Below are 21,309 nucleotides of genomic sequence, written 5' to 3' on the forward strand. Positions count from 1 at the left end.
TGATTCATTGATCACGGCGCCGGTCCGAGGCCGCCAACGGCCGGCGCCGACGGCTTCCCGACCCGGAGGTAGCGTTATGCCGATCGTCACCATTCAGGTTATCAACGAGAACCTCACCGCCGAGAAGAAGAAGCAACTCATCGACGGCGTCACCGACTTGGTGCACGACGTGCTGCGCAAGGATCCGGAGCGGATCTACGTCATTGTTCAGGAAGTGCCGCTGGACAACTGGGGCGCCGGAGGATTCACTGTTTCTGAGCGCCGCGCCCAGGGCTTCGACGGTTTGTGCACCTGCCCGAAGCACGAGTGATCATCGCATTCCGTCCCAGAATAAGAGAAAATCGATCCCGGCCTCTGGTTCGTCACCGGCGCGTGCGGCATAATCATCGCGTCGGCTGATTCGACTCCCACGGCGAGCCTGGAGGATTTACCCGTCGGCCCGTTTTCGACAGCCCCGCCGATAGTTTCCGGATTTCTTTTTCCGGCCCTGGCCGAACGTTCTGTCCCATGGTCGGGGCGGCTTTCCGGCGGGCGCTGAACGTCCTCGTATCCTGTCGTCCAATTTCCTGCGCCGCTGCCCGTGGGGCTGCGGAGGGGAAACATGAAAGGACTGTTATGGCCACGAACGACTTCGCTATCCGGGGCATCCCCCGTCGGCACTCCTTCGAGCTGCTTGAGGGTTACATCATGTGTTCGGTCATCGCCTCGCTCGACGACCTGGGCGTGCTGGACATCCTTGAGGAGAAGGGGCTGCGGGTCGAGGACGTGGGCGGCAACCTCCAGCTGGCCCGGGACACCGTCTTCTACCTGGTCGACCGCGGGGTCGTGGCACCCGACGGCGACGTCTACCGGCTCACCGGGTACGGCCGGGAACTGCTGCGCGACCGTGGCTACATCTTCTGGATCGCGGGAGGCTTCGGCGAGCCGTTCTGGCGCTTCGGCGAACTGGTCTCCGGCAAGAGCAAGTACGGCAAGGACATCTCGCGCGACGGCCGGATCGTCGCGGTCTCCTCGGCCGACCTCGGTCTGGAGGACCTCAAGCCGTATGTGCACTCCCTGCTGTCCGAGATCGAGTTCACCCGGGTCGCCGACTTCGGCTGCGGGAACGCCCGCAACCTCATCGGGATCTGCGGGCTGAAGGACGCCGACGGCCTGGGCGTGGACATCAGCGCCGACGCGATCGCGGAGGCCCGCCGTGAAGTGGCCAAGGACGGCCTGACGGAGCGCATCACGGTGGTCGAGGCGGACGCCTCCAACGCCGCCGCGATCCCCGGCCTGGAGACCGTGGACCTCGTGGTCGGTTTCTTCTTCATGCACGAGGTGCTGGAGCAGGGCCTCGACTACTTCGTCTCATATCTGCGTGGCCTGGCCGAGCGGCTCCCGGCCGGGGCGCACGTGCTCGCGGCCGAGGTGCTTCCCCCGCAGCGGGACCGCGCCTGCCCGGAGACCTTCACCCCGGAGTTCACCCTCATCCACGCGCTGATGGGCCAGGGCCTGCTCAGCGAGGAGGGCTGGAGCGACGCCTTCCGCCAGGGCGGGTTCGAGATCCGCAAGACGGTCCGTCCCAACATCCCCGGTGGCCTGCTGCTGCTGGCCCAGAAGACCGACTGACCCGGACGGACCGGAGCGGGGCGCGCCGTCGCCGTCCGGCGGTGCGTCCCCTCACCCCGTCCGTCGTCGCCCATCACCGACAATGAGCTCTGGGAGCGGCCGCATGTTCCTGGTACTGCTGTCCTATCTGGTCCCGGAGGAGCGAATTCTCCCGCTGCGCGATGAGCACTACGTCTTCATCGACCAGCACTTCAGGAGCGGGACGTTCCTTCTGGGCGGCCGCAAGGTGCCGGCCACCGGAGGGTTCATCCTCGCCCAGGGGGTGTCCCGTGAGGAGCTCGACCGCATCCTGGGGGAGGACCCCTACCTGAGGGCGGGTCTGGTGGCGCACGAGGTCACGGAACTGCTGCCGACCCGGGCCCGGCCCGACCTGGCGGCGGTGATCGGCGTTCCCTGACCGGTCGCCGGGCACATTGGAGCACGGCCCGGGCCTGCTCCACGACCTTTCCCACCCGCCTCGGAGGCTTCCGTGAACGATCTCACCCGGGCCATGCGCGCCGTCCTGGAGCCCTACCATCTGGTGGCCGTCCTCGCCCCGCAGGCCGGCGAGGCCTTCCGGCGGCTCGGGCTGACCGGCCGCTGGACACCGTACTTCGCGCTGCGCACCGCTCCGCTGGGGGAGGTCTCCCCGGCCGCTGTCCACGCGCTGTTCCACCACTTCAGCCCGCGCATGGTGGAGCGCGAAGTCCGCGCGGTCCGGGCGGAGACGAACCCCGAAGCGGTGCTCGCGGCGCGACTGGCCGCCGCGGACGCCGGTCTCCGCGCGATCCTCGGGGAGGAGTCCGTCGCCGCACCCGAGCTGGCCGAGGCGGCCGGGCTCGCCGGGCTCGCCGCGAACGCCTGCCGGGACGCCCCGGGCCGCCCGCTGGGCAGCGCCAACGCCGCGCTGCCCCTGCCGTCGCGACCTCACCTGGCGCTCTGGCAGGCCGCGACCACTCTGCGTGAACACCGGGGTGACGGCCACTTCGCCACGCTGTTGCACTCCGGCGTCGAAGGGCCGGAGGCCCTGGTGCTGGTCGTCGCCGCGGGCGCGGACCGGCGCGAGCGTCTGCAGGGGATCCGGGAGTGGACGGACGAGGAGTGGGAGGCGGCCGAGCGGCGCCTGATCACCCGCGGGCTGCTGGAGCCCGACACGCGTGGTCTCACCACCGCGGGCCAGGCCCTCCGCCGGGCGGTCGAGGAACGGACCGACGAACTCGCCGAACGCCCCTGGGCCACCCTCGGCGCTGACGCCACCCGCCGGCTCCACGACCTGCTGGCCCCCGTCGCCGACCGGATCATCGCCCACCTCGGCCTGCCCGCCCGGCCAGGGGCCGCGCACACGCGGGAGGCGCCGGTGGACGGTTCGCCGCGCCACCGTGAGGGGGCCGGGCGGTCGTGACCGCCTTCCCGTCAGAGCACGACGGAGAAGCGGTCACGGGACGTCACTGCCGGTAGGTGGACAGGAAGCCCCCCAGGCGGCCGATGGCCTCTTCGAGGTCGTCGGCGTGCTGGAGGGTGACCAGGCGGAAGTGGTCGGGGCGGGCCCAGTTGAAGCCGGTGCCCTGCACGATGAGGAGCTTCTCCCGTTCGAGCAGGTCGAGGGCGAAGCGGACGTCGTCGGTGATCGGGTGGACCTCGGGGTCGAGCCTGGGGAAGACGTACAGCGCGCCCAGGGGCTTGACACAACTCACCCCGGGGATGTCGTTGAGCAGCTTCCAGGCGCGGTCGCGCTGCTCGCACAGGCGTCCGCCGGGCCGTACGAGGTCCTCGATGCTCTGGTGGCCGCCGAGGGCGGCCTGGATGGCGTGCTGGCCGGGCACGTTGGGGCACAGGCGCATGTTGGCCAGGATGTCGAGGCCCTCGATGTAGGACGAGGCCCGCTCCCTGGGACCGGAGAGCACCATCCAGCCCGAGCGGTAGCCGCACACCCGGTAGGTCTTCGACAGGCCGGAGAAGGTCAGGCAGAACAGGTCGGGGGCCAGCGCCGCGATCGAGGTGTGGACGGCGCCGTCGTAGAGGATCCGGTCGTAGATCTCGTCGGCGAGGACGACGAGACCGTGCCTGCGGGCCAGGTCGGCCAGGCCTTCGAGCAGCCGGGGCGGGTACACGGCGCCCGTCGGGTTGTTCGGGTTGATGATCACCAGGGCCTTGGTCCTGTCGGTGATCTTCGAGGCGATGTCGTCGAGGTCCGGCAGCCAGTCGGCCCCCTCGTCGCAGACGTAGTGGACGGGGGTTCCGCCGCTGAGCGAGACCGCGGCGGTCCACAGGGGGTAGTCGGGGGAGGGGACCAGCACCTCGTCGCCGTTGTTGAGCAGCGCCTGCATCGCCATCACGATCAGTTCGGAGACGCCGTTGCCGAGGTAGACGTCCTCCACGCCGAGGTCGGGGAAGCCGTGCCCCTCGTAGTGCTGCACGACGGCCCTGCGGGCGCTGAGGATGCCCTTGGAGTCACCGTAGCCGTGGGAGACGGGCAGGTTGCGGATGATGTCCTGCAGGATCTCCTCGGGAGCCTCGAAGCCGAACGGAGCAGGGTTGCCGATGTGCAGCTTGAGAATGTGGTGACCCTGGGACTCCAGCTCTGCCGCGCGCTTCGGTACGGGACCGCGAATGTCGTAGCAGACGTTGGCCAGCTTGTCGGACTGCCGTACGTACATCATCACACTTTAACGGCGGATCCATCCGATACCGCCCGTTGATCCCGCTCGCGGAGCCGTCCAGCGGGCGCCCCCACGCCCGCTGGACGACCTCGGTACGGTTACGCCGCCCGGCAGGCAACCCTCGGGCGGGCCCGGGTGGCCAGGTCCACGTGGGCCGCGGTGCCGTCGATCCAGATCACCCTGCCACCCTCGCCCGAGGCGAACTGGGCCTGCTCACCCCGGTTGCAGGTGACCCGTACGGCCTTGCCGCCCCTGGCCGGGATCTGGGTGATCTTGGGCAGGGTGTCGTTGCTGATCACCGTCAGGTCGGGGTAGACGCTGTAGGTGACGGCCGTGTCCGTGGCGTCCATGTCCAGCAGCTTGGGCGACGTGGCGTCGTCCGGGGTGAGCGCCACCGGGGAACCGCCGTCGGCGTCGGCGCGCATGATGCCCTGAAGACCGTCCTGCTGGGCGTCCTGGAGCCAGAACAGGGAGGTGCCGGTCAGCACCGGGCCGCTCACGAGCCCGATCACGTTCGGCGGGCTCGGCGGGGTCGGCAGGTCGGTCTCCTGGCCCGTCGCGAGGTCACGGGTGGTGATGACCATACGGCGGGGGCCGCCCTCCCACAGGTACAGCTTGATGTAGGCGATCCGGCCGCCGCTGATCGTCGGCACCCTGCTGTAGATCCCGGGCTGCGGCGTCATGTTGACCGGGGCCGCGTCGCCCTTCTTGACCCACAGGTCGTAGCCGCCCGTGGCCGAGTCCCAGACCGAGTAGGCGATCGTGTCACCGTCGACCGCCATGTTGGGCACGTCGCCGTCGCCCTCGTGGATCAGCCGCTGCGGCTGGGAGCGGTCGAGCGGCCTGCTCCACACCTGCATCTTCCAGCCGTCCTCCCGCTGGGCATAGGTCGTCCACACCGCGCTCCTGCCGTCCGTCACGGCGTCGTAGCTCGACATCTCGTTCGGCTCGGAGAGCTGGACGGCCTTGCCGCCGCGCACCCGTCCGGTGTAGACGGCCGCGGGGGCGGTCTGGTCGGCGGAGGAGTTGGTGACCACGTAACGGTCACCGGCCGCGTCCGGCTGGGCGTAGGGGTCGGTGACGCCGCGCAGCAGGACGTCGTGGTCGGTGGCGATACGACGCTCCCAGCCGTTCCTGATGCCGTGGGCGTCGAAGGCCCGCGCGATCGTCAGCAGGTCCCGCGCCCCGAGCCGGGACCGTACGGCCGCCGCCAGCACCGCTCGCCTGCCGTCGCTGAAGTCGTCGAGCGGGGTCATGTACTCGGACAGGGCCTTGAGCACGACCTTGTCGGCCCTGGCGCCGAGCTTCTCGCGGATGTCCCACAGCGCGCCGCTGAAGATCGTCGAGTTGAGGTGGACGCCCGCGCTGTCGATGCGGCCGGTGGAGCCCACGTAGTCGTCGGCGGCCACCCGCCCGTCGTTGAGGTCACGCAGGGCGCACTGACGCGGTGTCCCGGTACGGCAGAGCGTCTCGCCGAGCAGCCCCGCGTCGGGGTCGGCCGGGTCGATCCCCTCGGCGTCACTCTGGATGGCGTTGCCGAAGTAGTCGGCGATGCCCTCGTTCATCGCGCCGGACTGGCCGAAGTAGACCAGGTTGGCGGTGTGCTCGACCACGCCGTGGGTCATCTCGTGGCCGACCACGTCCAGGGCCGAGGCCAGCGAGTAGTACTGGTCACCGCCCCCGCCGTAGACCATCTTGGTGCCGTCCCAGAAGGCGTTGATGTACGGCCTGCCGGAGGAGGTGACGTTGACGACCGAGAGCATCGAGCCGCCCTTGCCGTCGAGCCCGTCACGTCCGAGCCGCCGGTAGTACTCGTAGACCTGGTTCGCGCCCCAGTGGGCGTCCACCGCGCCGATCTCCGTGGTGGCGCCGGTGAAGGTGGGGGTGTCGGAGGCGACGATCGGGGTGTCCGCGGGCAGCGAGCCCTGGAACCGCGAGACGTCGCGCTTCTGCGCGTCGTAGGTGACGACCTCGCCGGCGGTGCCGTTCCACCGGGTGCGGTCGCGCAGCTCGTACCTGCCGTCGGCCCGCTGGTAGGCGTTGATCGGCACCGTGGCGCCGCGCACCGTCGTGCCCGTGGTGGCGAGGGGTCCCTCGGCGGAGCTCTCGACGGCGGTGCGGATCCGGTCGGAGGCGAACAGCGGGGCGCCGTTCCCGGCGTTGACGTAGACGTCGGTGAGCAGCGGCAGCTGCCTGCGCGCGTCGGTCCCGGTGACGGTCACCCGCCAGGCCAGCAGGCCCTTGCCGGTCGGGACGACGACGAGGCCGCCGGAGACCGCGGTGAGGGCCTCCTTCTCGCCGCCGGTCCGTGCCGCGGTCCGGGAAAGCGCGACGTCGAGCGCGAGCCTTTCCGGGAATTTCGGCGTGGTCGAAACACTCAATTCGGTGAGGAAACGGCCGCCCGCTCCGGTGACCCGGTGGGCGTTGCCCTCCTTCGTCATCTGCACGAGGTAGTTGGCGCCGAAAACGCGGATGCCCTGGTAGCGCTGCTCGAACCGGACGGTCTCGTCCTGGCCGTCGCGGACCACGTCGAGGGGGACCAGGTCGGTGTTCACGTTCGTGATCCCGTACCGGCCCTGGCGGAGGTGGTGCCGGGCGACGGTGACGGGGTCGCCGCTGACCGGAGCCTCGTTCAGGCCGCTGACCAGGGCGGGGGTCTCGGTGCCGGTACGGGGCTCCACCTGGGCGGGCGGGTCGGCCGCGTGGGCGGGGGTGCTTGTCACGAGGGCCGCGGTGAGGGAGAGGATCACGGCGACGGGCGTCGCCGTGGCGACGCTTCTGGGGGGTCGTAGCACGAGTTCTCCTGACGTCTCGAAGATCGCCGAGACTGCTCAAAAGGCGATAATCATGATCTAGCAGGAGATTGGCGAAAAATCATGACTATTAGTCATGTCTGTTGTCTGATAGATTTAAAGCGACAAATGAGGAATGGGTGCTTTCTAGATGGCTTTCCCGGCGCCGGGGAAAACGGCCGGAGGGATGGGGTGAGGTGTCCCGGCGATCCCTCTTTGGACGCGGGGAGGAAGTTTACGGGCTGGGAGGTGTGTTCGAGCGGCTTCGCGCGTAGGCTCACTGGGCGTGGATCTCGACTTCGTCTGTGTGCACGCGGGACGGCCCGCCCTTGAGCTGACCCGTCGTGACGTGGCCCGCGCGCTGCTCGCCGTACCCTCGGGGGTCGCCCTGGTGGCGGTTCCCGACCTGCGCAGGGCGCTGGCGGCGCTGGGCAATCCGCTGTCCCCCCACTTCTGGGACTCGGCCAAGACGACGCTTGGCGCGATCGAGTCCGGCAACGCGACGGTCGGTGACGTGCAGAGGTGGCTGGAGTCGACCGGCACGGAACCCCTCCTGCTCACCCGCAGCTTCTTCGTCTGGCCCGAGGAGGACGAGCGAGGCCCGGTCGCCAGGGAGATGTTCCAGCGGATGGTGTCCTTCCTTGAGGAGCGGGTCGCCTCGGGGGAGATCGACCCGGACGCGCTCGCGCTACGGGACGAACGGGCCAGGGAGGCCTACGAGGACCTGCAGGAACGCTGGCTCAACGGCCCGCTGCCCGACGGGCGGGTGCCGGGGATCGCGGTGAGCGACGAGCAGGACGAGGAGCTGTTCGCGGCCTGGGACGAGGAGGAGGCGTTCGCGCTCGGCGAGCTGCGGCGCATCCTGGCCGAACTGCCGCCCCCGGAGCGCCCCGCCGCGGACCTGCGCGCCGCCTGTGTACGGCTGCGCGAGGTGCTGGCCGACCCCGGCTACCCGGGAAACGTACTGCGGGCCTGCGCGGGCTACGAGGGGGAGCCGCTTCCCGCCGACGACGAGGAGCTGTGGCTGAGCGTCACCGCGGGCATCGCGGGACCGGTCTCCGACCTGCCGGAGGACGACGACGTCCCCGAGGAGTTCGCCGACCTGGACGGTGAGCTGAGCCACGAGGACGCGGTGCTGGCCGCGCTGTGCGCCATCCACCACGCCGACTGGCTGGCCGTGGTCGCGACGCTGGCCAGGCGGGGGCCTGGCGTGCTGGCCTCACCGGAGCGGATCGCCAGGTTCATCGCCGAGTCCGAGGACATCGACGTCCAGATGGACGACCCGGAGGACCTGGAGGCGGCGGAGACCCTCTTCAGCTCGGTCACGCCGCTGTGGGCCTGCCTGGGCATCGTCGACAAGAGCGAGGTGCTCACCCCGCTGGGGCGCTGGGGCCTGCCGAAGGCCCTTGAGCGCGCCTGGTCATGAGATCGGCGTGGCGCCGTCCCTGTCGCGCTGCCGCAGCTCGGCCTCGGACGGCACCTCGATCTTGGAGATCTGCCGCCGCATCGACTTGACGAGCAGGTAGAGGGCGAGCCCGAGCGCGGCGACCATCAGGAAGCCCAGCAGGCCGGGGCTGACCAGGGAGTTGAGAGAGTTCGGATCTGTAGGCACCCTTCAAGTCTGCCATCCCGACCCCGTGGTCCCGCCTCCGGCGGGGCCGAAGGGGCCGGTGATTTCCCTAGTGGCAGGCGGGGGAGACCTCGTCGGCGTGGATGCCGGCGAACAGGTCGTCCTCGGGGAGCGTGGTGTCGATCAGGGAGCGGGCCAGGTGGTAGTCCTCGGTCGGCCAGATCTCCGCCTGGAGCTCGCGCGGGCAGACGAACCAGAAGCCGTCCGGGTCGACCTGCGTCGCGTGCGCCAGGAGCGCCAGGTCACGGACCTCGAAGTAGTCGCCGCAGGGCACCCGGGTGGTCACCGGCCACTTCTCCGGCCGGTCCTCCCACCGGGAGATCCAGTCGGCGTACGGCGAGCCCATGCCGCGGGCGTTCATCGCCTCGTGGAGCGCCTCGAAGCGGGCCTTGGTGAAGCCCATCTGGTAGTAGAGCTTGAGCGGCTGCCAGGGCTCGCCCGCCTCCGGGTAGCGGTCGGGGTCGCCCGCCGCCTCGAAGGCCTCGACCGAGACGCGGTTGGTCATGATGTGGTCGGGGTGCGGGTAGCCGCCGTCGTCGTCGTAGGTGAGGATGACGTGCGGCCTGAACGAGCGCACCGCGGCGACCAGCGGCGCGGCGGCGACCTCAAGCGGCTGCACGGCGAAGCACCCCTCGGGCAACGGCTCGCTCTCGTCCTCGGGAAGGCCCGAGTCGACGAACCCCATGAAGCGCTGCTCGACGCCGAGGATCTCCCGCGCGCGTTCCATCTCCAGACGCCTGACCTCCCCGATGTTCTCCAGGATGTCGGGACGGTCCATCTTGGGATTGAGGATCGAGCCGCGTTCCCCTCCGGTGAGGGTACAGACGAGCACGTCCACGCCCTCGGCGACATAGCGTGCCATGGTCGCGGCACCCTTGCTCGACTCGTCGTCGGGATGCGCGTGAACTGCCATCAGCCTCAGCGGTGCACTCACGGGCTCGGTGTCTCCTCTTCGTTGGGCGCGCTGGGGTCCGCGCGGGCCGCACGGACGCGCTCATCGCCGTGACGTGCTCGGCCCCCGCCTGCCGCACCGCTCCCCGGGTTGGGCTGGGTCACTCTAAAGAGAGGTTAGTTTCTCTTGGGCGGTCGCGAGGGCAAGGCCCCCGCGAGAGACAATTGTCTTGGATAACACCGAGGTAGCGCAGGGAGATTCCGCATGGCCACCAGCGAGGCCGGGACGGGCCGCCAGACCGGCCCCGTGCTCGGCACCCCGGACGACTTCCCCGACCGTCCGGAGCGCAGGGGGCGCTTCGTCGTGCACGTCGTGATCGCGATCCTCTGCGCGGTGTGCGCCGGGGGCTGGGGATACGTGATGTGGGCGTCCAAGGGCAACACCGAGGTCATCGACCAGGTCATCGCGTTCGACACCAGCCGCGGCGATTCTCTGCAGATCACCTTCGAAGTGGTCAAGCCGTCCAGCCGCGCCGCCGTGTGCAGGCTCAGGGCCATGGATGTGGGCCACGTCGAAGTGGGCAGCCGCGAGGTCAATATTCCCGCTGGTGAGGGGTATGTCCGCCTTACCGAGAGGCTAGAGACCAGTAGCCAGGCTACTTCCGGCGACGTTCACTACTGCTATCTCGTATAGTGAGACATTTGGGGAAGCGCTCGGCCGGTTAACTTGTTAGCCTGTCGAAATTCGAACGAGCGCTACCCCTTAGTACCAAGCCCCACAGAGGAAGCAAGGAGAACCCGTGGCCGACTCCCGAAACGAGAGCGTCACCTGGCTAACTCAGGAGGCGTACGACCGCCTGAAGGCGGAGTTTGAGTACCTCTCGGGGCCCGGGCGTGTCGACATCGCGAAGAAGATCGAGGCCGCCAGGGAAGAGGGCGACCTGAAGGAGAACGGCGGCTACCACGCCGCCAAGGACGAGCAGGGCAAGATGGAGGCCCGCATCTTCCACCTCCGCCAGATCATCGACAACGCCAAGGTCGGTGAGGCCCCCCGTGCCGAGGGCGTGGTCGGGCCCGGCATGACCGTCACCGTACGGTTCGAGGGAGAGGACGAGGAGGTCGCCTTCCTGCTCGCCTCCCGCGAGGAGAGCGGTGCCCCGATCGACGTCTACTCGCCCAAGTCGCCGCTGGGGGCGGCGATCAACGGCAAGAAGATCGGCGAGAAGGCCACCTACACCATGCCGAACGGCAGGTCCAACACGGTTGAGATCATCGAGGCCGTGCCGTACATCGGCAACTGATCCGCATCGGACACGCTGATCCGCCGGGACCGGGTCCCGGCGGATAGCCATGTCCGTACCCATGTTGGGGGCCCTTCGGGCCGGCCGAAACCCCGCCGCCACTGCACAGCGTGTCGTGTTTGGAGCGTTTTGGTGAGTTCCTGCGCATTGTGGCGCGGCGTACGGCACTCTACGTAGGGGTGGATCAGGACGGGTGGAAGGGAAGATGTCGTGCCCGACAGGCGGACGCGTGTCTCCCGGTTGATCGACGAGGCCAGACAGGACCTCGCCTACAGCCCACGCCCCCGCATCGGCACGCCGCGCCCTGCCGTTCCCATCGTGGCGACGGTCGCGGTGGTCATGCTGACCGCGGCCGTGGTGATCGTCCTGAGGCTGCCCGACGACTCCTCGACGACGGCCCTGCGCAGGCCCGCCGCCAGACAGACGCTCCAGGGAGCTCTCCAGGAGGTCCCGCAGAACACGGCGACCCCCACCCCGGCCCAGACCCCGCCACCGCCGGTCGCCCCGCTGACCACGATCCGCAAGCCGCACCTGTTCGTCGTGACGAACAAACCGCTCAGCTCGGCGGTCGTGGCGAGGGTGACCCGGCTCTCCGGGGTACGGGCGGTGGAACGCGCCGACGCCGCCGAGGTCGTCCTCGACGGGAAACGGGTGCAGACGCTGGGGGTCAACCCCTCGACGTTCCGTGCCTTCACCCCCAAGCCGACCGCCCGCTCCGACCGGCTCTGGCGCAACGTCTCGGCGGGAGAACTGGTCGTCTCCTTCGTCCTGGGCAACGACGGCGGCATGACCCTGGGCAAGACCGTCTCCACCTCCAGGACGAGCCTGCGCGTCGGCGCCTACGCGACCATGGGCATGGGCGCCATCGACGCCGTCGTCTCCCAGCAGACCGCGCGCTCCCTCGGTTTCCCCCAGGACAACGCGCTGGTGGTGAGCGCGCCGGGCGCCGACTCGGCCGAGCTGCGCAACAGGCTGCTGCGCGTCCTGCCCAAGGGCAGCCAGGTCGCCACGATCAACCCGGTGTTCACCGCGCCCAGGCGCACCGTCTGGCCCGTGGGCGCCTTCCCGACGGCCCCCCAGATCAGGACCGTCCTCACCGCCGCGATCAGCAAACTCGGCCGCCCCTACGTGTGGGGGGCGGAGGGCCCCGACACCTTCGACTGCTCAGGCCTGGTCCAGTGGGCCTACCGCCAGGCGGGCATCCAGGTCCCCCGGGTGACCCACCAGCAGTTCGTCTCCGGGCCGCGGATCGAACTGTCCCAGGCCCAGCCGGGTGACCTGCTGTTCTGGCGGAACGACCCGACCAACCCCGGCTACGTCTCCCACGTGGCGATCTACTGGGGCGACGGCAAGATGCTGCACGCGCCGAGGACCGGTGACGTGGTGAAGCTCGTCCCGATCTACACCAGAAACTTCGCCGGCGCCGTCCGCATCAGCCCCCAGATAGCCGCCCAGGTGAGATGACTGTGCCTATTTGCGCCGCCTGCGGCGTCGCGGGCTTGGGCGCTTTCGCGTCGGCGCTTTCCCTCGTCGCTCCTTCGCTCCTCAGTCCAAGCACCGACGCGCCCAAGCCGGACACTCCTCACGCATGGCACCGGTAAGGCACAAGCCACACCCCTCACGGATGGCACCGGAGGAGTCCTAGACCTTTAGGCCTCCTTCCAGGAGGGACAGGGCCTCGTCGACGGTGTCTGCTAGGCGGGTGACGCCGCCGGACTCGGCCCAGCCGAACAGGGCGGGCAGGATCGCGCCGACCACCGCGCCCGCGGCCGTACGGCTCAGCGGATCGCCGCTGTGGCGGCCCAGGCGTCCGGCGAGGGCCTCGGCGAGGGTGTCGATCGTGCAGATCATGCTGTCCACGGCCCTGGCCCGCAGCGCGACGTGGCGTAGCTGGAGCCTGGTCATGGCGAGGATCTGCGCCTCCTCCTCGGGGGCGAGCCGGGTGAAGGCGGTGTGCACCGCCGCGCGCAGCGCCGGGACCGGTGCCAGCTCAGGGGGCTGGGCGGCCAGCTCCGTCATCACCAGGGGGGTGTGGTCGTCCTGGACGACGACGTCCTCCTTCGTGGGGAAGTAGCGGAAGAAGGTGCTCGCCGAGATCTCCGCGGCCTCCGCGATCTGTTCGACGGTCGTCTCGTCGTAGCCTTGCTCGGCGAACAGGCGCAGTGCCTGCTCCTGTATGGTTCGCCGGGTTCTGGCCTTCTTGCGTTCGCGTAGTCCCTCGGGGCGCTGAGGTGAGCTCATGGGCCGATTGTCGCGTCTAGGCGACAGGTGTGAACACTGCAACGAGTGCCACAGGAGGCCCACCCGTCCCTGTCCGGGACCGGCGATGGTCCCCTTGGATGAAGCGATGTAATCTCGATTACATGGATAGTGACGAAGCGGTCGAGAAGCTGCGTGGCTGGTTCTCCGGGCGGTTGCCCGAGGGGTGGTTCGAGGGGCGTCCCGAAATCGTGCTCGACCGTGAGGAGATCACGGTCGTCGGCAGGCTCGCCGCGCCCGCGCCCGCCGAGGGCGTCTCCGAGATCGAGCGGGCCGCCGCCGTCGAGGGCGGCATCCAGCGCTTCCGCGAGGAGACCAGGGAGCGGCGCGTCGAGATCGCCAGGGAGGCCGAGCACCGCTTCCGCAGGAAGGTCTCGTGGGGCATCGCGGTGGGTGACGAGACGGTGATGTTCACCACACTCTCGGTCCCGGTCATGACACGTCTGCGCCAGCCCGAGCGGCGCGTCCTGGACACTCTTGTGGCGGCTGGGGTCGCACGCAGCCGCAGTGACGCGCTCGCCTGGTGTGTGCGTCTGGTGGGCGCCCACACCGACACCTGGCTGGCCGATCTGCGCGACGCGCTTCAGCACGTCGACCGGGTGCGTGCCTCCGGCCCGGACATCGGTTCCTGAGGCGGGCCAGGGAAAACGGGCCGAAATTGGTCTGAACCTGTGCGGTGATTGGTTTAGACCTCTGTTAATGGCCTATACCACTGGCGGAACACGCTCCTTTAACGTCGCTTCTTTTGGGTAGGTCACCCGGAACATCATGACTCCTGCCTGCCCTTATGCCGGTCACCGGGGCCGGTTCGGAGTCGTTGCGGCGACGGACAGCCGTTATTCACTGGTCTATGCCAATTGGATTAACGGCGGTTTGGTCGTCAATGATGACCTGGCCCTGAGGAGCGTAAGGAGCCGTAGCAGTGTCCGTTATCGAGGACGTAACCGCCCCCAGTCCTACCACCCACGAAGAGTTGGCCGCGTGGGTCAACGAGATCGCCGAGCTGACCCAGCCCGACCGGATCGAATGGTGCGACGGCTCGGAGGTCGAATGGACCCGGCTGACGAACCTGCTGGTCGAGCAGGGGACGCTCACCCGCCTGTCCAAGCGGCAGAACAGCTTCTACGCCGCCTCCGACCCCACGGACGTCGCCCGTGTCGAGGACCGGACCTACATCTGCTCCGAGCGCGAACAGGACGCGGGCCCGACCAACAACTGGATCGCCCCCGACGAGATGCGCCGGACCTTCGCGGGGCTCTTCAAGGGCTGCATGCGCGGGCGCACGATGTACGTCGTGCCGTTCTGCATGGGGCCGCTGGGCGGTGAGATCTCCCAGCTCGGCGTCGAGATCACCGACTCGCCGTACGTGGTGGTCTCCATGCGGATCATGACGCGGATGGGGGAGCGGGCCCTGCGGCTCATCGAGGAGCGCGGCGGTTACGTCAAGGCCGTCCACTCGGTCGGCGCGCCACTCGCGCCCGGCCAGGCCGACGTGCCGTGGCCGTGCAACTCCACCAAGTACATCAGCCACTTCCCCGAGACCCGCGAGATCTGGTCGTACGGCTCCGGCTACGGCGGCAACGCCCTGCTGGGCAAGAAGTGCTACGCCCTGCGCATCGCCAGCACGATGGCACGCGACGAGGGCTGGCTCGCCGAGCACATGCTCATCCTCAAGCTCACGCCTCCCTCAGGGCAGACCCGCTACATCGCCGCGGCCTTCCCCAGCGCCTGCGGCAAGACCAACCTGGCCATGCTCCAGCCGACCATCCCGGGCTGGAAGGTCGAGACGGTCGGCGACGACATCGCCTGGATGCGCTTCGGCGACGACGGCCGCCTGTACGCCATCAACCCCGAGGCCGGGTTCTTCGGCGTCGCCCCCGGCACCGGCGAGTCGACCAACGCCAACGCGATCAGGACGCTCTGGGGCAACAGCATCTTCACCAACGTCGCCCTGACCGACGACGGCGACGTGTGGTGGGAGGGGCTCACCGACGAGCCTCCCGCGCACCTGACCGACTGGCGGGGCCGCGACTGGACGCCGGAGAGCGACGAGCCCGCCGCCCACCCCAACGCCCGCTTCACCGTGCCCGCCGGGCAGTGCCCGACCATCGCCCCCGAGTGGCAGGACCCCAGGGGCGTGCCGATCTCGGCCATCCTCTTCGGCGGGCGCAGGGCCAGCGCCGTACCGCTGGTGACCGAGTCGCTGAGCTGGAACCACGGCGTGTTCATCGGCGCCAACATCGCCTCGGAGAAGACCGCCGCCGCCGAGGGCAAGGTCGGCGAGCTGCGCCGCGACCCGTTCGCGATGCTGCCCTTCTGCGGCTACAACATGGGCGACTACTTCGCCCACTGGATCGGCCTGGGCAGGCGTGAGGGCGTCAGCCTCCCGCGGGTCTACTACGTGAACTGGTTCCGCAAGAGCGAGGACGGCCGGTTCATCTGGCCCGGCTTCGGGGAGAACAGCCGCGTCCTGAAGTGGATCGTGGACCGCCTCAACGGTGAGGCGGAGGCCGTGCGGACGCCCATCGGCCTGCTGCCCGCCGAGCTGGACACCGAGGGCCTCGACATCCCCGCCGAGGACCTGCGCACCCTGCTCACCGTGGACGAGGAGGTCTGGCGCCAGGAGGCGGCCCTGGTCCCGGCCTTCTTCGAGACCTTCGGCGACCACCTGCCCAGGGAACTGTGGGACGAGTACCGGGCGCTGGTCGAGCGTCTGGGCTGATCCACGTGTCCCTTTCGCCGGGGACATCCGACACGCCGGTTCCGGTACGGGGACCGGCGTGTCGTGTCGTACGGGTGCCGTACGGGGGTAGGGGAAGACCAAGGCGACAAAGATGACGACAAAAAGGCGGTCAGGCGCAACCTCGGGGACGTTCCCCACGTCTACCTGACAGAACAGTCACGCGCACGCCTTGCCTTTCCCCCGGAGGCGGACATGGAATTCACACTGCTCGTCATCGGCGTCACCCTCGTGGCGGCTGTATGGACCACCGCGGTGGGGCTGCGGAGCGAGCATCGCAGGGTGCTCGCGGGCCCCCCGAGGGGTACGGGCGCGCCCCTGGGTCCCTACGAGCTGGCCTATCTGGCCGGTGGGCCGCTCAGGGCGGTCAACACCGCGCTCGGCGTGCTGGCCAGGGCGGGTTCGATCCGGGTCGCCAGGGGCGGCCGGATCAGCCTCGTGATGGGCGCCCTGCCTCCTGCGGAACCTGTCGAGAAGGCCGTTCTCGACGCCCTCAGGGAGCGGGGCGGCTCCTGCCCGGCGGCGGAGCTGCGCCGTACGGTGGGGACCGGGGTCGCCGTGGACGGCCTGCGTTACCGCCTGCTGGGGATGGGACTGCTGGTGCCCGAGGGCGCCTTCGCCGAGGCGCGCAGACTCCACCGCAGGCTGCTGGTCCTCACCGTGATCGCGGCGCTCTTCGAGTTCGGCTCGCTGCTGTCCGTCCTGTCGTGGGGGCACCTGGGCGTGCTGTCCACGCTGGCCGGGGCGGTGGCCTCGGTGAGCGGGCTCGTCGTCTACTCGCGGATGCGGCGAGCCCTGCGGGGGGCGCTCAGCCGGGCCGGGCACGAAACGCTCGCCGCCGCCCGCGGGGTCCACGTGCGCGGCGCCCGTCCCGCGACCTCCGACCTGGCCTTCGCGGTCGCCTTCCCCGTGGCCCTGTACGGCCTGGGCGAGCTGGGCGACCCGCTGCTGACCGAGGAGCTGAAGAGGAACGCCCACACCGCCGGCGGCGGGTCGAGCTGCGCCGCGGGCGCCTGCGGCGGAGGCTCGTCCTCCTCCGACGGCTCCTCCTTCGGCGGCGGTGGTGACTTCGGGTCGGGAGACTGGGGCGCAGGAGGGGACTCGGGCGGTGGTGGGGACTCGGGCGGGTCGAGCTGCGGCGGCGGCTCCGGCTGTGGTTCCGGCTGCGGAGGAGGATGCGGCGGTGGCTGAACACGGGGCGGCCGGGCGACTGGGGGTCGGCCTGGGCTGGCGGCCCGAGATCGACCTGACCGTCGAGCGCATGCCCGGTGTCGACTTCGTCGAGGTGATCGCGGAGAACATCCGGCCCGGCGCGCTCCCCGAGTCGCTGCGGGTGCTGCTGGCCCGAGGCGTTCCGGTGATCCCGCACGGGGTCGGCCTCGGGATCGGCGGCGCGGAGCCGCCCGACCCGGACAGGCTGGCCCACCTGGACGCCTGTGCGCGGGCTCTGGGCTCACCCCTGGTCAGCGAGCACCTGGCCTTCGTGCGGGCGGGCGGCATGGAGGCGGGCCACCTGCTGCCCGTGCCGCGCACCAGGGCCGCCCTGTCGGTCGTGGTGGAGAACGTACGGCGGGCCCAGGACGCGCTGGCCGTACCGCTGGCGCTGGAGAACGTGGCGGCGCTGTTCGGCTGGCCCGAGGACGAGATGACCGAGGCGCAGTTCCTCGGGGAGCTGGTCGAGGCGACCGGGGTAGGGCTGCTGGTCGACGTCGCCAACCTCTACACCAACCAGGTCAACCTGGGGCTCGGGGCGGTCTCCGCGCTGGACGGGCTGCCGCTTTCCGCCCTGGCCTACGTCCACGTCGCGGGCGGGTACTCCCACCACGGGCTCTGGCACGACACGCACACCTCCCGGGTGCCGCAGGAGGTGCTGGAGATCCTCACCGAGCTGTGCGCCAGGACCGAGCCGCCGGGCGTGCTGCTCGAATGGGACGGCGACTACCCCAGTGACGCCGTGTTCGAGGAGGAGCTCGGCCGTATCCGCGGTGCGATGGCCCGTGTCTGAGCCTTCCCGTGAGCGGGCGCGGCAGGAGCTGGGCAGGGCGCAGACGGAGCTGGTCGCGGCCCTGGTCGCGGGGGGCGAGGTCCCCGAGGGGTTCGACGCGGCGCGGCTGCGGGTCCAGGAGGGCGCGCTGATCTCCAAACGGCGCGGTACGGTCGCCAGGGTCAGGCCCGACCTGGTCGTCCTGCTCGGCGACGGCTTCGCGGCCCACTTCGACGGTTACGCGCGCGGACGCCCCAAGCCGGAGGGCGGCTCCCGGGCCGACGCGCGTGACTTCGCGGCCTGGCTCGGCGAGCGGGGGCTGCTTCCGGAGCCCCCCGGTGCCGCCGCGCCGGTCGGCCGCTCCGGCGGGCTGGGACGGCTGCTCGGCCGGGTCCTGGGGAGAGGGAGCGGCTGAGCCGGGACGGGGGTGTCCCATGGCGGCCCGCTCGGCCCCGGGGACGTTTTGGCAGCCTGTGCCAGGGATACCCTCTCTGAGGTGGGGGGATTGCGTTGCCTTGATGGGTCGTACCTGACCGTTACGCCGGTGGCATGCCGCGACAGCATCGGCTCGCCGTACGAGGTCACGCTCGAACTCCACCGGGACGGCGCGCTGTACGGGACGGTCGGCGAGAGGTGCGGGTGGTTCCTCGTCAGCCTCGCCACAGGCGTCGCGGAGGCCCGCGCGGGTCAGCAGGACCAGTGGCCGGATCCGGACGACCGTTTCCCCGAGGACGACGAGCTGTTCACCTTCCGGTACCGGACGAGGAGGGGGATCGTCAGCGGTGGTGAGCTGCGCTGCCAGCTGCGCACCATCCCGATCTGGATCCCCGGGGGCCGGGACCACCCGGGAGAGTGGCGCCTGGCCAGGCGGGCTTTCCTCGAAGCCTGGGGCCAGGGCGGTGTCGGGATGCGCGCGGTGCTCACCTCAGCGGAACTCGGGGCCTTCGTGGACGGACTCGTCGCCGAGGCCGAGGAATGTCTGGGAGCACAGAAGTCCGGCAACTCCCCCAGAACCCCGATAGAGGGGGCGCGGAGGTCTCTGGGGCGGCGATAATTGCCTGGCGGCGCCCTTCGACGGCGGGCGTTGAGGGGAGGGCTTCAATGGGCGTGCGTGATCTCGTCTACCGGCTCTACGAGAGGCGGCTGGAAGGGAAGCTGTCCCGTCAGAGCGAGATGGTCCCCCGGCATGTCGGCGTGATCGTCGACGGGAACAGGCGCTGGGCGCGTTCGATGGGCCTTGAGGACGTCAGCCGAGGTCATCGCAAGGGCGCGGACAAGATCTCCGAGCTGCTCGGCTGGTGCCGGGAGGCCGGGGTCGAGGTGGTCACCGTGTGGCTGCTGTCCAGTGACAACCTCAACCGGTCCCAGGACGAGCTTGACCTCCTGGTGAAGATCATCGAGGACGTGGTCCAGGAACTCGTGGATGACGGCTGGCATGTCAAGCCCATGGGAGCGCTTGACCTGCTGCCCGATCACACGGCCCGTGTCCTGAAAAACGCTAAAGAGGCAACATCACACCGTCCGGGTTTGATTGTGAACGTTGCCGTTGGGTATGGGGGAAGGCGTGAGATCGCTGATGCGGTGCGCTCCCTTCTCCAGGAGCACGCCAGCAAGGGCGCGAGCATCGAGGACATCGTGGAGGTCCTCGATGTCGAGCACATCGCGGAGCATCTCTACACGCGCGGCCAGCCCGACCCTGACCTGGTCATCAGGACCTCGGGAGAGCAACGGCTGTCCGGCTTCCTGCTGTGGCAGAGCGCCCACTCGGAGTTCTACTTCTGCGAGGCCTACTGGCCTGACTTCCGCAGAATCGACTTCCTGCGGGCCCTGCGCTCGTACGCCGCGCGACACCGACGGTACGGCTCCTGAAACAGGACGTGAACTCCGTCTTTCAGCAGGACTTGCCCTGTTGGAAGACGGGCATTCAGGACGTACCGTAACAAGTAGACGGGCGCAGCTCGTCTACTCCGGAGAGGGCCCACCTTTGCGTCACGACCTGCCAAGGAGGGCCGGTCACCGGTGCCTCCTCGTCATGCCGCGAGCGTGGGTCCGGGTCCGGTCCGCATCCCAGCTCATGGCAGGGCGCCCCCCATGGCGCCCGGGGGAGAACGCGTGGCAAACCCTTCGTCGTCCTCACCGACGTCGCCGGTCACCAACCGGCGTACGTACGTCCTGGACACCTCGGTCCTCCTGGCGGATCCAGCGGCGATAAGCCGTTTCGCGGAGCACGAGGTGGTCCTCCCGATCGTCGTCATCACCGAGTTGGAGGGCAAGCGCCATCATCCAGAACTCGGATACTTCGCGCGCAAGGCGCTGAGGTCCCTCGACGACCTGAGGGTGACACACGGACGGCTGGACGAGCCGATGCCCATCGGAGAGGGCACCATCCGGGTGGAGCTCAACCACAGCGACCCATCCATCCTTCCCGTCGGCTTCCGGCTCGGCGACAACGACACCCGCATCCTGACCGTGGCGCGCACGCTCGCCGCGGAGGGGCACGACGTGGTTCTGGTCTCCAAGGACCTGCCGATGCGGATCAAGGCCGCCTCGATCGGTCTCGCCGCCGAGGAGTACCGGGCGGAACTGGTCGCCGTCGAGTCGGGCTGGACGGGCATGGCCGAGCTCCAGGTGACCACCGAGGACGTCGAGACGCTCTTCGAGCACGGTACGGCCGACCTGGCCGAGGCACGTGACCTGCCCACCCACACCGGCCTGCGGCTGCTGTCCAGCCGTGGTTCCGCCCTCGGCCGGGTGCAGCCGGACAAGTCGGTCCGTCTGGTGCGCGGCGACCGGGAGGTCTTCGGCCTGCACGGCCGTTCCGCCGAGCAGCGCATCGCGCTCGACCTGCTGATGGACCCCGAGGTCGGCATCGTCTCGCTGGGCGGCAGGGCGGGAACCGGCAAGTCGGCCCTGGCCCTGTGCGCGGGCCTCGAAGCCGTGCTCGAACGGCGCCAGCACCGCAAGGTCATCGTCTTCCGCCCCCTGTACGCCGTCGGCGGCCAGGAGCTGGGCTACCTGCCCGGTTCGGAGAACGAGAAGATGGGCCCGTGGGCCCAGGCCGTCTACGACACCCTGGGCGCGGTGACGAGCCCCGAGGTGATCGAGGAGGTCATCGACAGGGGCATGCTGGAGGTCCTCCCGCTGACCCACATCCGCGGGCGTTCGCTCCACGACGCCTTCGTCATCGTGGACGAGGCGCAGTCACTGGAGCGGGGCGTCCTGCTCACCGTGCTGAGCAGGATCGGCGCCAACTCCAGGGTCGTGCTCACCCACGACGTCGCCCAGCGCGACAACCTGCGGGTCGGCAGGCACGACGGCGTGGTCGCGGTGGTCGAGAAGCTCAAGGGACACCCGCTGTTCGCCCACGTCACGCTGACCCGTTCCGAGCGCTCGCCGATCGCCGCGCTGGTCACCGAGATGCTGGAGGACGTCACGATGTGATCGGGCCGCAGGGCCCGTGAC

Annotated in this window: 21 protein-coding genes; 16 read left to right on the top strand and 5 right to left on the bottom strand. The window is 69.7% G+C overall.

What is annotated here, in order from left to right:
• Positions 1-76: 76 nt before the first annotated feature.
• The 4 genes from ABZ470_RS24660 to ABZ470_RS24675 all read left to right on the top strand — a co-directional run bounded on the left by ABZ470_RS24660 (position 77) and on the right by ABZ470_RS24675 (position 2,992).
• Entirely contained in the window at positions 77-310 is a 234-nt protein-coding gene (locus ABZ470_RS24660; RefSeq protein WP_352013820.1) for a 4-oxalocrotonate tautomerase family protein, read from the top strand.
• 305 nt (positions 311-615) lie between these two features.
• Positions 616-1,611, top strand: coding sequence for a class I SAM-dependent methyltransferase (locus ABZ470_RS24665; RefSeq protein WP_352013819.1), 996 nt, complete (start codon positions 616-618; stop codon positions 1,609-1,611).
• A 103-nt stretch (positions 1,612-1,714) separates the two neighbouring features.
• On the top strand, positions 1,715-2,008 hold the full coding sequence (locus ABZ470_RS24670; protein WP_352013818.1) for a YciI family protein: 294 nt from the start codon (positions 1,715-1,717) through the stop codon (positions 2,006-2,008).
• A 72-nt stretch (positions 2,009-2,080) separates the two neighbouring features.
• Entirely contained in the window at positions 2,081-2,992 is a 912-nt protein-coding gene (locus ABZ470_RS24675) for a hypothetical protein (RefSeq protein WP_362914120.1), read from the top strand.
• Between the two features lie 43 nt (positions 2,993-3,035).
• Here ABZ470_RS24675 and ABZ470_RS24680 read toward each other — a convergent pair whose 3' ends face one another.
• Both ABZ470_RS24680 and ABZ470_RS24685 read right to left on the bottom strand, forming a co-directional pair.
• Entirely contained in the window at positions 3,036-4,250 is a 1,215-nt protein-coding gene (locus tag ABZ470_RS24680) for a pyridoxal phosphate-dependent aminotransferase (protein WP_362914122.1), read from the bottom strand.
• A gap of 98 nt (positions 4,251-4,348) precedes the next feature.
• Positions 4,349-7,045: a M4 family metallopeptidase gene (locus tag ABZ470_RS24685; protein WP_362914124.1), complete on the bottom strand. Its 2,697-nt coding sequence runs from the start codon at positions 7,043-7,045 to the stop codon at positions 4,349-4,351.
• Between the two features lie 283 nt (positions 7,046-7,328).
• On the opposite strand from ABZ470_RS24685, the gene ABZ470_RS24690 reads away from it, so the two are divergent.
• Complete coding sequence (locus ABZ470_RS24690; protein WP_352013814.1) at positions 7,329-8,468, top strand: hypothetical protein; 1,140 nt, start codon at positions 7,329-7,331, stop codon at positions 8,466-8,468.
• On the opposite strand, the gene ABZ470_RS24695 is transcribed toward ABZ470_RS24690, so the two are convergent.
• Positions 8,463-8,654, bottom strand: a complete 192-nt coding sequence (locus ABZ470_RS24695) for a hypothetical protein (RefSeq protein WP_352013813.1) — start codon at positions 8,652-8,654, stop codon at positions 8,463-8,465. The genes ABZ470_RS24690 and ABZ470_RS24695 overlap by 6 nt on opposite strands.
• 67 nt (positions 8,655-8,721) lie before the next feature.
• Positions 8,722-9,606, bottom strand: coding sequence for a mycothiol conjugate amidase Mca (gene mca / locus ABZ470_RS24700; RefSeq protein ID WP_352013812.1), 885 nt, complete (start codon positions 9,604-9,606; stop codon positions 8,722-8,724).
• A 222-nt stretch (positions 9,607-9,828) separates the two neighbouring features.
• On the opposite strand from mca, the gene ABZ470_RS24705 reads away from it, so the two are divergent.
• The 3 genes from ABZ470_RS24705 to ABZ470_RS24715 all read left to right on the top strand — a co-directional run bounded on the left by ABZ470_RS24705 (position 9,829) and on the right by ABZ470_RS24715 (position 12,328).
• Positions 9,829-10,257, top strand: coding sequence for a DUF4307 domain-containing protein (locus ABZ470_RS24705; RefSeq protein WP_362914126.1), 429 nt, complete (start codon positions 9,829-9,831; stop codon positions 10,255-10,257).
• Between the two features lie 106 nt (positions 10,258-10,363).
• A complete protein-coding gene (gene greA / locus ABZ470_RS24710; protein ID WP_352013810.1) occupies positions 10,364-10,864 on the top strand; it encodes a transcription elongation factor GreA in 501 nt (166 codons plus the stop codon).
• Positions 10,865-11,074: 210 nt separating this feature from the next.
• Positions 11,075-12,328 (top strand): C40 family peptidase, encoded by a 1,254-nt coding sequence (locus ABZ470_RS24715; protein ID WP_362914128.1) that lies wholly within the window; start codon positions 11,075-11,077, stop codon positions 12,326-12,328.
• A 177-nt stretch (positions 12,329-12,505) separates the two neighbouring features.
• On the opposite strand, the gene ABZ470_RS24720 is transcribed toward ABZ470_RS24715, so the two are convergent.
• Positions 12,506-13,105: a TetR family transcriptional regulator gene (locus ABZ470_RS24720; RefSeq protein ID WP_352013808.1), complete on the bottom strand. Its 600-nt coding sequence runs from the start codon at positions 13,103-13,105 to the stop codon at positions 12,506-12,508.
• A 122-nt stretch (positions 13,106-13,227) separates the two neighbouring features.
• Between ABZ470_RS24720 and ABZ470_RS24725 the strand changes: the two genes are divergently transcribed.
• The 8 genes from ABZ470_RS24725 to ABZ470_RS24760 all read left to right on the top strand — a co-directional run bounded on the left by ABZ470_RS24725 (position 13,228) and on the right by ABZ470_RS24760 (position 21,288).
• Positions 13,228-13,755, top strand: a complete 528-nt coding sequence (locus tag ABZ470_RS24725; protein ID WP_352013807.1) for a hypothetical protein — start codon at positions 13,228-13,230, stop codon at positions 13,753-13,755.
• A 290-nt stretch (positions 13,756-14,045) separates the two neighbouring features.
• Complete coding sequence (locus ABZ470_RS24730) at positions 14,046-15,845, top strand: phosphoenolpyruvate carboxykinase (GTP) (RefSeq protein WP_352013806.1); 1,800 nt, start codon at positions 14,046-14,048, stop codon at positions 15,843-15,845.
• Positions 15,846-16,058: 213 nt separating this feature from the next.
• Positions 16,059-17,054, top strand: a complete 996-nt coding sequence (locus ABZ470_RS24735) for a TIGR04222 domain-containing membrane protein (protein ID WP_362914130.1) — start codon at positions 16,059-16,061, stop codon at positions 17,052-17,054.
• Positions 17,047-17,868 (top strand): DUF692 domain-containing protein, encoded by an 822-nt coding sequence (locus ABZ470_RS24740; protein WP_362914132.1) that lies wholly within the window; start codon positions 17,047-17,049, stop codon positions 17,866-17,868. Before ABZ470_RS24735 ends, ABZ470_RS24740 begins: the two co-directional genes overlap by 8 nt.
• Positions 17,861-18,262 carry a hypothetical protein gene (locus tag ABZ470_RS24745; RefSeq protein WP_362914134.1) on the top strand — a complete coding sequence of 134 codons (402 nt, stop codon included), beginning with the start codon at positions 17,861-17,863 and terminating at the stop codon, positions 18,260-18,262. Before ABZ470_RS24740 ends, ABZ470_RS24745 begins: the two co-directional genes overlap by 8 nt.
• 129 nt (positions 18,263-18,391) lie before the next feature.
• Entirely contained in the window at positions 18,392-18,901 is a 510-nt protein-coding gene (locus tag ABZ470_RS24750; RefSeq protein WP_352013802.1) for a hypothetical protein, read from the top strand.
• 47 nt (positions 18,902-18,948) lie between these two features.
• Positions 18,949-19,716 carry an isoprenyl transferase gene (locus ABZ470_RS24755; RefSeq protein WP_352013801.1) on the top strand — a complete coding sequence of 256 codons (768 nt, stop codon included), beginning with the start codon at positions 18,949-18,951 and terminating at the stop codon, positions 19,714-19,716.
• Positions 19,717-19,938: 222 nt separating this feature from the next.
• Positions 19,939-21,288, top strand: coding sequence for a PhoH family protein (locus ABZ470_RS24760; protein ID WP_352013800.1), 1,350 nt, complete (start codon positions 19,939-19,941; stop codon positions 21,286-21,288).
• Positions 21,289-21,309 lie beyond the last annotated feature (21 nt).

The organism is Streptosporangium sp. NPDC020072, assembly GCF_040631445.1.
Taxonomy (GTDB): domain Bacteria; phylum Actinomycetota; class Actinomycetes; order Streptosporangiales; family Streptosporangiaceae; genus Streptosporangium.

What these genes read in the sequence shown, in the direction of transcription:
- ABZ470_RS24660 (WP_352013820.1), top strand. Translation starts at nt 77, where the DNA reads ATGCCGATCGTCACCATTCAGGTTATCAACGAGAACCTCACCGCCGAG.
- ABZ470_RS24665 (WP_352013819.1), top strand. Translation starts at nt 616, where the DNA reads ATGGCCACGAACGACTTCGCTATCCGGGGCATCCCCCGTCGGCACTCC.
- ABZ470_RS24670 (WP_352013818.1), top strand. Translation starts at nt 1,715, where the DNA reads ATGTTCCTGGTACTGCTGTCCTATCTGGTCCCGGAGGAGCGAATTCTC.
- ABZ470_RS24680 (WP_362914122.1), bottom strand. Translation starts at nt 4,250, where the DNA reads ATGATGTACGTACGGCAGTCCGACAAGCTGGCCAACGTCTGCTACGAC.
- ABZ470_RS24705 (WP_362914126.1), top strand. Translation starts at nt 9,829, where the DNA reads ATGGCCACCAGCGAGGCCGGGACGGGCCGCCAGACCGGCCCCGTGCTC.
- ABZ470_RS24720 (WP_352013808.1), bottom strand. Translation starts at nt 13,105, where the DNA reads ATGAGCTCACCTCAGCGCCCCGAGGGACTACGCGAACGCAAGAAGGCC.
- ABZ470_RS24725 (WP_352013807.1), top strand. Translation starts at nt 13,228, where the DNA reads ATGGATAGTGACGAAGCGGTCGAGAAGCTGCGTGGCTGGTTCTCCGGG.
- ABZ470_RS24735 (WP_362914130.1), top strand. Translation starts at nt 16,059, where the DNA reads ATGGAATTCACACTGCTCGTCATCGGCGTCACCCTCGTGGCGGCTGTA.
- ABZ470_RS24755 (WP_352013801.1), top strand. Translation starts at nt 18,949, where the DNA reads ATGGGCGTGCGTGATCTCGTCTACCGGCTCTACGAGAGGCGGCTGGAA.
- ABZ470_RS24760 (WP_352013800.1), top strand. Translation starts at nt 19,939, where the DNA reads ATGGCGCCCGGGGGAGAACGCGTGGCAAACCCTTCGTCGTCCTCACCG.